The organism is Methylobacterium sp. V23 (assembly GCF_002917135.1).
GTDB lineage: Bacteria > Pseudomonadota > Alphaproteobacteria > Rhizobiales > Beijerinckiaceae > Methylobacterium.
On sequence record NZ_PDHT01000063.1, the window covers coordinates 1 to 11617 of the forward strand.

Annotated in this window: 13 protein-coding genes; 7 read left to right on the top strand and 6 right to left on the bottom strand. The window is 65.7% G+C overall.

Annotation, left to right across the window (positions count from 1 at the left end; all coding sequences use genetic code 11):
• Positions 1 to 109: 109 nt before the first annotated feature.
• Both CRT23_RS26365 and CRT23_RS28200 read right to left on the bottom strand, forming a co-directional pair.
• Positions 110 to 862 carry an IS6 family transposase gene (locus CRT23_RS26365; protein WP_103712480.1) on the bottom strand — a complete coding sequence of 251 codons (753 nt, stop codon included), beginning with the start codon at positions 860 to 862 and terminating at the stop codon, positions 110 to 112.
• A 190-nt stretch (positions 863 to 1052) separates the two neighbouring features.
• Positions 1053 to 1343, bottom strand: coding sequence for a histidine phosphatase family protein (locus CRT23_RS28200; RefSeq protein ID WP_181017488.1), 291 nt, complete (start codon positions 1341 to 1343; stop codon positions 1053 to 1055).
• Positions 1344 to 1434: 91 nt separating this feature from the next.
• On the opposite strand from CRT23_RS28200, the gene CRT23_RS26375 reads away from it, so the two are divergent.
• The 7 genes from CRT23_RS26375 to CRT23_RS26405 all read left to right on the top strand — a co-directional run bounded on the left by CRT23_RS26375 (position 1435) and on the right by CRT23_RS26405 (position 7472).
• Positions 1435 to 2514: a molybdopterin-dependent oxidoreductase gene (locus tag CRT23_RS26375; protein WP_210202108.1), complete on the top strand. Its 1080-nt coding sequence runs from the start codon at positions 1435 to 1437 to the stop codon at positions 2512 to 2514.
• Positions 2511 to 2843, top strand: a complete 333-nt coding sequence (locus tag CRT23_RS26380; RefSeq protein WP_103712482.1) for a cytochrome c — start codon at positions 2511 to 2513, stop codon at positions 2841 to 2843. Before CRT23_RS26375 ends, CRT23_RS26380 begins: the two co-directional genes overlap by 4 nt.
• A gap of 86 nt (positions 2844 to 2929) precedes the next feature.
• A complete protein-coding gene (locus CRT23_RS26385; RefSeq protein ID WP_103712483.1) occupies positions 2930 to 3361 on the top strand; it encodes a cytochrome c in 432 nt (143 codons plus the stop codon).
• Entirely contained in the window at positions 3358 to 4830 is a 1473-nt protein-coding gene (locus CRT23_RS26390) for a cbb3-type cytochrome c oxidase subunit I (protein WP_210202109.1), read from the top strand. The genes CRT23_RS26385 and CRT23_RS26390 overlap by 4 nt, the downstream gene beginning before the upstream one ends.
• 6 nt (positions 4831 to 4836) lie before the next feature.
• Positions 4837 to 6108 carry a cbb3-type cytochrome c oxidase subunit II gene (locus CRT23_RS26395; RefSeq protein ID WP_181017486.1) on the top strand — a complete coding sequence of 424 codons (1272 nt, stop codon included), beginning with the start codon at positions 4837 to 4839 and terminating at the stop codon, positions 6106 to 6108.
• A complete protein-coding gene (locus CRT23_RS26400; RefSeq protein ID WP_103712484.1) occupies positions 6108 to 6296 on the top strand; it encodes a hypothetical protein in 189 nt (62 codons plus the stop codon). The genes CRT23_RS26395 and CRT23_RS26400 overlap by 1 nt, the downstream gene beginning before the upstream one ends.
• A gap of 15 nt (positions 6297 to 6311) precedes the next feature.
• The gene (locus CRT23_RS26405; protein ID WP_103712485.1) at positions 6312 to 7472 is read left to right on the top strand and encodes a TDT family transporter; all 1161 of its coding nucleotides are present in this window, start codon (positions 6312 to 6314) and stop codon (positions 7470 to 7472) included.
• Positions 7473 to 7614: 142 nt separating this feature from the next.
• Here the strand turns inward: CRT23_RS26405 and CRT23_RS28755 are convergent, their stop codons facing one another.
• The 4 genes from CRT23_RS28755 to CRT23_RS26425 all read right to left on the bottom strand — a co-directional run.
• Positions 7615 to 7755, bottom strand: coding sequence for a hypothetical protein (locus CRT23_RS28755; RefSeq protein WP_181017487.1), 141 nt, complete (start codon positions 7753 to 7755; stop codon positions 7615 to 7617).
• 468 nt (positions 7756 to 8223) lie between these two features.
• The gene (cydB, locus tag CRT23_RS26415; protein ID WP_103712487.1) at positions 8224 to 9246 is read right to left on the bottom strand and encodes a cytochrome d ubiquinol oxidase subunit II; all 1023 of its coding nucleotides are present in this window, start codon (positions 9244 to 9246) and stop codon (positions 8224 to 8226) included.
• 9 nt (positions 9247 to 9255) lie between these two features.
• A complete protein-coding gene (locus CRT23_RS26420) occupies positions 9256 to 10686 on the bottom strand; it encodes a cytochrome ubiquinol oxidase subunit I (RefSeq protein WP_103712488.1) in 1431 nt (476 codons plus the stop codon).
• A partial coding sequence (locus CRT23_RS26425) for a LysR family transcriptional regulator (RefSeq protein ID WP_210202110.1) occupies positions 10686 to 11617 on the bottom strand: 932 nt, incomplete at its 5' end. The genes CRT23_RS26425 and CRT23_RS26420, both read right to left, overlap by 1 nt.

Consider the following 11617-nt stretch of genomic DNA (forward strand, 5'->3'; position numbering starts at 1 on the left):
GCTGCTGTACGTGAGGGGGCGGCAGAGCTGGGCTTCGTCGAGGGCACGCTCGACGGGCCTGTCGCAAGCCATGCCTTAGGTCGCAGGCAGGACCAGAACTACCTCGGTTTCAAACTTCGTTAACCTTTTGAAGTCCGAAGCAGACCCCGAGCAGCCGGTTCTGTTCGCGCACGGTCCACGCGCCAGCAAAGCCGAAGCCCTTGCGGAGCCAGAGCATGGCCTCGAAGCCCTGGATCGTGCGTCGCGCTGTGTTGAACGAGCGGAAGCCGCCAATGCGCGGCATGTTCTTCTTGACCCGAAAGTGATCGCTCTCGATGCCCTGCTGTAGGTGCTTGGTTACGTAGTGGAGCGGCAAACGGGGTAGAAGGCCCTCGCTCCTCGCAGCCACGATGGCGGGTGGATAGGTGCTGGCGCCATCCGTACCAATCCGGTCAGGGGCAAGAAGCGGCTGATCGTCCAGCATCTTACGGAAGAAGCGCTTGGCCGCGTCGAGGTCGCGATTGGCCGTGAGTAGGAAATCGACAGGATTGCCGTGCTTGTCGATGGCTCGGTAGAGGTAGCGCCACTCACCGCGCACCCTGATATACGTTTCGTCGATACGCAGCGAGCCGCAGTGCGGCTTACGGAACTGGCGCAGGCGCTTCTCGATCAACGGCGCGTAGGCCAGAACCCAGCGGTTCAGCGTGGAATGGTCGACCTCGACCCCGCGCTCCAGGAACAACTCCTCGATGTCACGATAGCTGAGCGGATAGCGCAGGTACCAGGCGACGGCCTGGACAATGAGCGCCGTCTCATAGTGCCGACCCTTGAAGTCGCCCTTGGCGCGGCGCTTCAGCTTCGCAGCGATGGCAGACAGGATCATGGGCGGCCTCCGGTTCGGGAGGCGCCATGCAGGCCGTATGGTCAACGTCGGGTAAACACTGGCTCGATCGGCGTTTGCGACACGCCCCTCTGCTGGACCCTCGCCTTATGGCTTCAATCCCGGGGCGAGATCGAGCCGGAAGGAGCCGAGGCCGGACCAGGTCGATCCGGAACGGACACGGGGCCGGATGTCAGGCGATGAGCCTGCGAATGGCAATGGAAGTGTCCTCCGCGAATTCACAGACCCGCATCGATCCGGTCGCGAGTTCGAGGGATTCGACCTCGTCCGGCCCCAGTCCTTCGAGCGCCATCACCAGAGCCCGTAACGAGTTGCCATGGGCGACGACGAGCGTCGGGCCGCGAACAGGATTGTTTGGTCGAACTGATCGATAAAATATGTTGGACGCTACTGCCGCTGATATCTTTAGGTCGCGCTCAACGCTCGCACGAGGATGCCGCCGGTTGGGCACGATCGAGATCAACCGGCGGCAACTTCTTCGAATGGGAGGCACGGCTGCCCTCAGCGTCGCGGCTCCGGCCTTGGCAGCCGCGGAGTCGGAGCCGCGCCGGCGGGTGCGCTTCCCCGAAAAGGCCGACCTCATCCTGCTGACCGATCGGCCGCCGCAACTTGAAACGCCGCTCCATTACTTTCGCCAGGATCTGACGCCGAACGAGGCCTATTTCGTGCGCTGGCACATGGCCGCGGTTCCGACACGGGTGGATCTCGCGAGCTTTCGTCTCATCGTAGACGGTGCGGTCGAGACGCCGCTCTCCCTGTCGGTCGCCGATCTTCGGAGGGACTTCGAGCAAGTCTCGTTCATCGCGCTGAACCAGTGTTCGGGCAACTCGCGTAGCTTTTTCACGCCAAGGGTCGCGGGATCGCAATGGAAGCACGGTGCCATGGGCAACGCCCGTTGGACCGGCATTCGGCTACGCGACCTCCTCGCCCGGGCCGGCCTGAAGGGGGATGTTACGGACATTGCGATCTCTGGACTCGACGGCTCGCCGATGCCGGGGCTGCCCAAGATGCGCAAGGCGCTCTCTGTCGATCACGCCAACGACGGCGACATCCTGATCGCCTACCTGATGAACGGTACGGCGCTCCCGATGCTGAACGGCTTCCCGCTCCGTCTCGTGGTGCCCGGCTGGTACGCGACCTATTGGATCAAGGCGCTGCACCATGTCGAGGCGCGCACCACCCCGCTTCATAACGTCTGGATGGATACGGCCTATCGCGTGCCGGACAACGCGACGGCGAACGAGAGCGAGGACGCCCTCGCCAAGACCACGGTGCCGATCAACCGCTTCAGCATCCATTCGATCTTCGTGCGGCCGGAGCCGGGAGAGACGCTGCCGCTCGGAAGGCCGTATCAGCTCGAAGGCCTCGCCATGGACAGCGGCCACGGCATCACCGCCGTGGAGGTCTCGATGGATGGCGGACGCACGTGGCTTCCCGCAGTGCTCGATCCCGATCTCGGCCGCTTCTCCTGGCGACGATGGCGCCTCGCCTGGACGCCCGGTGCGTCCGGCCCTTACCGCCTCAAGGTCAGGGCAACGAACAAGGCCGGCGAGGAGCAGCTGACCGCGCAATGGAATCACGGCGGCTACGCCCGCCGCGTCATCGAGGAAACCAGCGGCATGGTGACCGGATGATCCGGCGCGCCGGTCTTCTCACCGCCGTGTTCCTGGCGGACCCAGTGCTCGCCCTCGATGCGGCGCTGCCCGCGAGCAAGGCGATCACGATCCCGCACGAGCTGCCCTACCTGCCGGCCGGCCCCGGCCGTGCGGCCTTTGTTACCAACTGCATGACCTGCCATTCCCCGAACTACGTGCTCAATCAGCCGCGCTTCCCACGGAAGACCTGGAAGGCCGAGGTCAACAAGATGATCAAGGTCTACGGGGCGCCGATCCCGGAAGATCAGGTCGATGCGATCACCGACTATCTCGTGAGCTTCAACGGGCAGGAGACGGGCGAGCCGTGACCGCATCCTCAGACCGAGGTCCGGCTTTCGCGCCGTTCTTGGAGACGGAGGCGCGCGGCCATCATCGCCACCCCGCAGCGGTAGCGATGACGGTGGTCGTGTTCATCGTCGGTAGCCTGCTCGCGTGGCGGATCCTCGTTCATCCGGGGGTGGCAACGCTGGTCTCGCGCGGCGACAGCCTCGCGAAAGCGTCGACCGCCGCCGTCGCCAGCCCTGAGGATGCGGCTCTGGGCCGGCGGATGGCGACGGAGCGTTGCGCAGGATGCCACATGGATGATGCCCGGCTGGTCGGGCCGTCCTGGACGGCCATCTCTCGACGCTACGACGCGGGCTCGACCCAGGCGTCCCGCGATCTCTGCCTCCCGCGTCTCGTCTCTGCGGTCGGGCATCCGAGCCCGGGCTGGGACGGCTATCAACCAGGTCCACAACTCGAACTGAGCCTCGATGAGCGAAGCGCGCTGGCGGCCTTCATCATCGAGGCGGGACGCGGCGCGAGTGCAAGCGGAGGCAGATCGTGACCGCCGGCATCCTCTCGCCAACGAACGCCGTCCGGAGCAAGCCTCAGCGCGACGGCACGGCGCCGCCCACCGTCGAGCACGACCTGATCCGCGCCCACGGCCTCGCCGCGGTCATCACCCTGCTGATCTCGGCGGTGTTCGGCACGCTGGTCGCGGTGAAGTTCACCTTCCCCGACTTCCTCGGCGGATCCGCGTGGGCGACCTGGGGGCGCCTCCGCTACGACCACACGCAGGGCATCCTGTTCGGGTGGCTCGGGAACGCTTTTCTCGCCTACCTCTACCATGCCGTGCCGCGGCTCGCGGACCGTCCGGTGACGAGCCCGCGGCTCGGCTGGGCGCTGTTCCTGGTCTGGAACTTCGTCGTCCTCGTACCCGGCTGGGCGCTGGTCCTCGCCGCGCCGAGCCATTGGCTGATCGCGCCGCAGGCCCTCGAATGGGCAGAGTTCCCCCTCGCCGTCGATGTCTTCGTGACCCTCGGGCTCGCGCTGATGGTGGTTCAGTTCGTGCTGCCCTTCCTGCGGGCGCGGGTGCCGGGCGGCCTCTACGTCTCGGCCTGGTACATCATCGGCGGCACGGTCTTCACGCTGTTGGCCTACCCGGTCGGCAACATTGTGCCGCAGGTGCTGCCCGGCGCCAAGGGCGCCGCGTTCAGCGGCCTTTGGATCCACGACGCCGTCGGACTCTACATCACGCCGTTCGCGGTCTCGATCGCCTACTTCGTCATCCCCGCCACCACGCGGCGGCCGATCTACAGCCACTTCCTGTCGATGATCGGCTTTTGGCTTCTGTTCTTCGTCTATCCCCTCAACGGGACGCACCATTACGTCTACTCCGCAATTCCCATGGACGCTCAGAAGGCAGCGATCATCGCCTCGGCCTATCTCGGCATGGACGTGATCCTGGTGGTGTTCAACCAACTGATGTCCCTGAAGGGCCAGAGCGGGCTCGTGGGACGGGACGTTCCGCTGCGCTATGTCTGGACCGGCCTGGTCTTCTACCTGATCGTGAGCCTCCAGGGTTCGCTCCAGGCCCTGATGCCCATCAATCGACTGACCCATTTCAGCGATTGGGTGATCGGGCACTCGCATCTGGCGATGCTCGGCTTTGCCACCTTCGTGGCGGCCGGCGGCCTCACCCATGTCTGGCGCCTGCTTCCCGCGGCGCGCTACCATGCCGGATTTGTAGCCGCGTCCTATTGGCTACTTCTGAGTGGCCTTCTGCTGATGGTGATCGATCTGACCGCCGTCGGGCTCGTCCAGGGCGAGTTGTGGGGCACGACGGCGCCCTGGATCGACTCCGTGCGTGCTTCCTATCCCTACTGGGCCTTGCGAAGCCTGTCGGCCGTGCCGCTCCTCCTGGGGTTCCTGGCGCTTCTCGGCGGTCTGACCCTCGGGCCCGCCACGGCACGACGGCCCGCGCCGGAGGACGAGGCACCGGCCTTCGCACCGACGCTTCAACCGGCGGAGTAGTCCGACGTGGCACAGCTCATCGACGGGGACGGCGATCACGCCTGGTACCGCTTCGCACTGGTGGTCGCGTTCGTCGCCGGCCTCGGGTTCTTCGCGTTGTCGTTCGTGCTGCTCGGCATCCTCCCCGGGCGCTCGCTCGCTACGCTCGTGAAGGAGCAGGCGCCACAGAACATGGCTGCCTACACCCTGGCCGAGGAACGCGGGCGCCAGATCTACGCGACCGAGGGCTGCGGCTATTGCCACTCGCAGCAGGTCCGTTTCGTCGCCGCCGACGTGGCACGCTGGGGAGCGCCGACCGAGGCCTGGGAGACGAAATTCGACGCCCCGCAATTGTGGGGCACGCGCCGCGTCGGCCCCGACCTTGCGCGCGAGGGCGGCGTGCGCCCCGACGATTGGCAGCTCACGCATCTGTTCAATCCGCGGGCGACGATCCGCGACTCGGTCATGCCGGGATATCCGTGGCATTTCGACGGGGACGCGACCAAGCCGAAGCCGAGCGCGCTCGATCTCGTCGCCTACCTCCAGGCGCTCGGACGTCCGCGACAGCTCTCGGGCTACGAGGTGGCCGAGGCCAACCCGACGACCTCCACAATGGGGGGGGAGCACGCTTCCGTCCCGGGCCTGATCCCGCGGCCGAACGCCAATCCCAACGCGCCGATCGTCGGCGGGACAACGGCTCCCTTTTCCACGGTCGATTCAGGGCCAGCGGCCATCGAGCATGGCCGGGCCCTGTTTGCCGCCAATTGCGCGAGCTGCCACGGGGAACGCGGTGGCGGCGACGGCCTCGCTGTCGGGAGCCTGATGCCCGCTCCCGCCGATCTCAGCGCGAACCGCTACACGACCGAGCGTGTCGCTGCCGTCCTTTGGAACGGTGTCGCCGGAAGCGCCATGCCGGCTTGGCGCGACATGCCCGTTCGCGATCTCCAGGACCTGACGGCGCTCGTGGCGACGCTGTCGGCCGTGGGTAGCCCGAACGGCTCCGAAGCGGCTCTGATCGGATCAGGATCGTCGATCTTCGCGACCAACTGCACCGGCTGCCACGGTGCCGGAGGCCTCGGCGACGGCGTCGCTGCCTCATCGATGACGCCGCGGCCGACGAACTTTTCCATCGAGCAACCCTCGGCCGCACGGGCTCAGGCCGTCCTCACCGATGGGATACCCGGCACGGCAATGACCGCCTGGGCGAAGGTTCTCTCAGCGGGTGACCGTGCCGCCGTCGTGGCCTATATCCGCTCGCTCTACCGGCCGGACCCCTTTGACGATGCAGCGACGCGCTGATGTTCATCTTCATCGTCACAGCCCTCACACTCGTCGTCGCCGCGTTCGTCGTGGCTTGGTTGGTGTTGCCGGGGTTCCGAATCTGGATCGAGGCGCCGAAATATCGGATCCTCGAACAGGAGCGCCGGTTCGAGCGAGAGGGCGAGCGGCATGACGCGGCGAAGGTCGATGCGCCCCCCGACCACTGAGAAAGTCGTATCCCGGTGACCGATCCGACACTTCTGGCGATCAGCAATGGCCTGACGCCGCTCTCGCATCTCGGCCACCCGCGCGACATCGTCCGGCAGTTCACCCCGAACTGGTTCACGGTGGTGATGGGGACGGGCGTCGTCGCCCTCGCCCTCGACCGCGTTCCGATAACGCGTACGCTGTTGTCTCCGCTTCCTGCTGGCTTGTGGATGGCGGCGGTGGCGTTGTTTCTCGTCTGTTGCGGCCTCTATGCGGCGCGGTGGATCTTCTTCTTCGACGGTGCGCGGCAGATCTTCGGGCATTCCACGGTGTCGATGTTCTTCGGCGCGATCCCGATGGCGCTCGCGACCCTCATCAACGGCCTGCTGATCTTCGGTCAGAGCCGTTTCGGACACGGCATCCTGGCCGTCGCGTTCTGGCTATGGTGGCTCGACGTGGTGCTGGCCGTCGTCTGTGCCGTGGCGATCCCCTACCTGATGTTCACGCGCCAGGAACACCGTATCGACCAGATGACCGCGGTGTGGCTTCTACCGGTGGTAGCGGCCGAGGTGGCGGCCGTGACGGGCGGACTGGTCGCGCCGACCGTCATCGAGCCGCCGATGCAACTCGTGGTGATCGCCACGAGCTTCGTCCTGTGGGGCATCTCGGTTCCCCTCGCCCTCAGCATCCTGGCAATCCTTGTCCTGCGGATGGCCCTGCACAACCTGCCGCCCCGCGAGATGGCCGCCTCGAGTTGGCTCTCGTTGGGGCCGCTAGGCACCGCCGCCCTCGGCCTCCTCGTTCTCGGAGATGCCGGCGGCCCGATCCTGGCGGAGCACGGATTTGGCGGGGCCGTCGATATCCTACGGCTCATCGGGCTGATCGGGGCACTGATCCTATGGGGCTACGGCGCATGGTGGTTCATGCTGTCGCTGATCGTCACCCTTCGCTACCGCCGTGAAGGCGTGCCGTTCAATCTCGGCTGGTGGGGCTACATCTTTCCGCTCGGCGTCTACGCGCTCGCCACGCTGCGGCTCGGCGAAGCGACGGGGCTCGTCGGGTTGGCATGGCTCGGAGCGGGGCTCGTCGGCTTGCTGACCCTGATCTGGTTCGTCGTCGCCGGGCGAACACTGCGCGGGGCCTATCGCGGCGATCTCTTTGTCTCGCCCTGCCTCGCAACCGCGAGCAAGAATTGAGACGACGTCCCGCCGTGAGATTGTTAGTGAATCAGGAACCTCAGGGCGAATGCCACCGCGGCAATAACACCGACCCCTCCTGCCCAAAGGGCGGTAAACCAGACAACCCGTCCGATCCAGGCTCGATGCGCGCTCACGGCGATCATCCAATGGTCGCCAACCAGACGGCACCGACGCCACCTATGGTCAGAAGCAGCGTGAAGAGAAGCACCCAGCGCATGTGATTGCTGGTCTCACCCTGACGGGCTTCGTTGGTGGTCTCGGTCGTCCGATGATCGGTCATGACGTCAGCTCCCGGTCCGTTCGTGAGATATGCGATCGACGTAAAGTTTGGGCTTGCCCCGGACCAGTCCGACCGATCCGGGGAAAAGACCTAATCCGGGAGGCGGTTGCGTGCCGGTCCACCGGTCTCCTGACCCTTGCCCTGTTCACATTCCGGCAGAGCTGGGTTTTTCGCGTTGCCGCTATCGCCGTCGACGCTCCGACAACGCGTCGGTACTGGACGGCTTGCACCCTGCTCCGTCGTCGGCTTGTCCTGACCCTGGGCATAGGACAGGCCGGTAAGCGACAGGCTGGCTGCGAAAGCGAGGCCGGTAAGGGTGAGAGCTCTGGTCATGATCGTACATCTTTCGGTTGGGCCGTCACGCTCTTCGTGATGTCTTTAAGGATAAATGCGAGCTATATATCTTACAAATGCATTGTGACGATCCAATCAATCGCATAAATCGATGAAAACTTCACTTTCTAGGCCTCAGTGATAGCCGTGGTTCGGATCGACCTTTCCACGGAAAACCCAGTAGGCGTAGGCCGAGTAGCTGAGGATAATCGGGATCAGAATGACGGTTCCGACGAGAACGAACACTTGGCTCGCTTCAGGCGCCGCCGCCTGCCAAATCGTGATCCGGCCCGGTACGACGTTCGGCCAGATCGAAACGCCGAGTCCCACGAACGCCAGGAAAAACAACCCGAGCGCATATATGAAGGGACTGTAATCGCGCCCATGCCCGAGGCTGCGCAGCAGCAAAAAGGCCACCGTGGCGACGGCGATTGGAACCGGAGCCGTAAGCACGATACCGGGCCATGCGAACCAGCGCTGCCAATAGGCAGCTTCGAGAAACGGCGTCACCAAGCTCACGGCGACGACGAAGCCGAGCGTCGCCAGAGCGAGTGGCCGCGCGAGGCGCAGCGCGCGCAGGCGCAAGGCGCCTCCCGTCTTCATTACCAGCCACGTCGCACCGAGAAGAGCGTATCCTGTCACGACGGCGGCGCCAGTAAGGAGCGTGAACGGGCTGAGCCACTCCCACCACCCGCCGGAATAGGCCCGGCCGCTGACGCTCACACCCTGAAGCGTCGCGCCGAGGGCGATGCCCTGTGCCAGTGCTGCGACGAACGACCCTCCCATGAAGGCGAGGTCCCAGATCCCGCGCGCCCGCTCCGTGCGCCATCGGAACTCGAACGCGACGCCGCGCAGGACGAGGCCGAGCAGCATCGCGATCAGCGGCGCGTAGAGAGCCGGCATCAGCACCGCGTAGGCTAGCGGAAACGCGGCGAACAGGCTGCCGCCGCCCAGCACAAGCCAAGTCTCGTTACCGTCCCAGACCGGAGCGACCGAATTCATCATCACGTCGCGGTCCCGCCGATCGGGACAGAACGGAAACAGGATCGCCAAGCCGAGATCGAACCCGTCCAGCACCACGTAGGCGAAGACGGCGAAGGCGACGATGAAGGCCCACACCGTCGGGATGTCGATGGCCGGTAGGCCGAGCGTGTCCATGGCGTGCTCCTAATCGGCCGGCTGAAGACCGTGGCCCGGGCTCATCGCCGGCCCCGGGTGAAGGCCGGCGGTGCGGATCGGCTCGGCCGGGCTCGGCCCCGTCTCGCCGGGATGGGGCGCGTGGCTCATCAGGCGCACGATGTAGAAGACGCCGGCGGCGAAGACGCAGAGATAGATGACGGCGAAAGCCGCGAGCGATGTCGCCACGGCGGGAGCCGCCAGGGGGGAGTGGGATTCGGCCGTGCGCAGCGCCCCGTAGACGGTGAAAGGCTGGCGCCCGACCTCCGTCGTCGTCCAACCGGCCAGCACCGCGACAAACCCGGCCGGCCCCATCGCGAGCGCGTAGAGGTGCAGAGGGCGCCACGCGTAGAGACCTCCCTTGATACGCGCTATCAGGGCGAAGAGGCCGAGGCCGAGCATGAGGAAGCCGAGGCCGATCATGATGCGGAACGACCAGAACACCACCGGGACTGGGGGCCAGTTCTCGCGCGGGACGGTGTCGAGGCCGTTGAGCGGGGCGTTGAGGTCGTGCTTGAGGATCAGTGATGACAGCTTCGGAATCTCGATGGCGTAGCGGACCGTGGCCGCGTCCTGATCGGGCAGGCCGAACAGCAGCAGCGGCGCGCCGTGGGGATGGCTCTGGAAGTGTCCTTCCATGGCCATGACCTTCGCGGGCTGGTGTTCAAGGGTATTGAGCCCGTGCGCGTCGCCCGCGAAGATCTGCAGAGGCGCGACCACGAGGATCAGGCCCATCGCCATCGAGAACATCACCCGCGCGCCCTCGCTGCGCGGTCCGCCGCCGCGCTCGCGCAGCAGATGCCAGGCGCCGACGGCGCCGACGACGAGGGCGGTGGTGAGGTAGGCGGCCAGCACCATGTGGACGAGCCGATACGGCAGCGACGGGTTGAAGACGATCGCCCACCAATCCACCGGCACGAATTGCCCCTGGGCATTGACGCCATATCCGGCCGGCGTCTGCATCCAGGAGTTCACGGTGAGGATCCAGAAGGCGGAGAATAGCGTCCCGGCGGCGACCAGAAGTGTTGCGAGGTAATGGGGGCCGCGGCCGACCCGCTCCATCCCGAACAGCATGACGCCGAGAAAGCCCGCTTCGAGGAAGAACGCCGACAGCACCTCGTAAGCCATCAACGGGCCGACGACGGGGCCGGCCTTGTCGGAAAACACCGCCCAGTTCGTGCCGAACTGGTAGGACATCACCACGCCCGAGACGACGCCCATGGCGAAGCCGATGGAAAAGATCTTGAGCCAGTATTTGAATAGGTTGAGAAAGACCTCCCGGCCGGTCCAGAGCCAAAGCCCTTCGAGCACGGCAAGGTAGCTCGCGAGCCCGATCGAGAAGGCCGGAAAAATGATGTGGAACGCCATGGTGAAGGCGAACTGGGCACGGGCAAGAAGCACGGCGTCGAGCGAGGCAAGCATTATGGGGCTCCTTGGCCATCGCCCGGCCGCGAGCCGGAGCGAATCAGGTGAATGAAGCCCGCCGTTGCGTCGGTTTTTGCGCGTCGGGTGTTGCGGATCATCGTGATCGCGCCGGGTGATGCGAGCGTCGAGATCCGGCTTACGGCGTTCGACCACATCCCTGAGGCCGCTGCGATCCCGGTGACGGCCGCTACCCCGGCGCCGGCCTCGACGGCGGAGAGGACGGCTTCCTCGGATGGAAGTTCGAGCACGACCGACAAGCGATGCGGCATCAGTCCGAACGTTCTGAGCGCATCGTCACGGTCGCGTCGATCCTGCGTTCCGGGTTCTCGCATGATCCAGCACTCCGCCTCGGCAGCCCGTAGCAAGTCCGGCGGAGACCGGCTCCAGGGATGGTCGAGCGGCGAGACGACGATCACGCCCATCGCCGCGATGCGATCCGCCATGAGCGGGGTATCGACGACCACGTCATCCGCAAATCCGAGATCGGCCGATCCGTCCCGCACGAAACCCTGCACGCCCTTCGTCGTGGCGATCGATAGATGCAGATCGAGGCTGGGGTATTGCTTTCGAAACGCGGAGAGGCGCGAGGGCAACCAGTAATTTGCGATCGATTGCGTGGCGACGATCCGCAGGAAGCCGCGACGCAGCCCCGCGATGTCGTCGAGGACGCCTTCCGCCGCGAATGCGCGGGCGAGGACTTCCCGCGCCTCCGGCAGGAAATCCCGGCCCGTGTCGGTGAGGGCGATCCGCCGGCCGATCCGGTCGAAGAAGCGGCATCGGTACCGGGTTTCGAGGGCATGGATCGCGGCACTCGTTGCCGATTGCGTCAGGTTCAGCGATCCGGCTGCGCGGGTCATGTGCTCGTATTCGGCCACCGTCACGAAAATGCGCAGTTGTTCGAGCGTCATCCCAAGTCTGCGCGGACAAA

What these genes read in the sequence shown, in the direction of transcription:
- CRT23_RS26420 (WP_103712488.1), bottom strand. Translation starts at nt 10,686, where the DNA reads ATGCTTGCCTCGCTCGACGCCGTGCTTCTTGCCCGTGCCCAGTTCGCC.
- CRT23_RS26380 (WP_103712482.1), top strand. Translation starts at nt 2,511, where the DNA reads ATGATCCGGCGCGCCGGTCTTCTCACCGCCGTGTTCCTGGCGGACCCA.
- CRT23_RS28755 (WP_181017487.1), bottom strand. Translation starts at nt 7,755, where the DNA reads ATGACCGATCATCGGACGACCGAGACCACCAACGAAGCCCGTCAGGGT.
- cydB (WP_103712487.1), bottom strand. Translation starts at nt 9,246, where the DNA reads ATGGACACGCTCGGCCTACCGGCCATCGACATCCCGACGGTGTGGGCC.
- CRT23_RS26385 (WP_103712483.1), top strand. Translation starts at nt 2,930, where the DNA reads ATGACGGTGGTCGTGTTCATCGTCGGTAGCCTGCTCGCGTGGCGGATC.
- CRT23_RS26365 (WP_103712480.1), bottom strand. Translation starts at nt 862, where the DNA reads ATGATCCTGTCTGCCATCGCTGCGAAGCTGAAGCGCCGCGCCAAGGGC.
- CRT23_RS26400 (WP_103712484.1), top strand. Translation starts at nt 6,108, where the DNA reads ATGTTCATCTTCATCGTCACAGCCCTCACACTCGTCGTCGCCGCGTTC.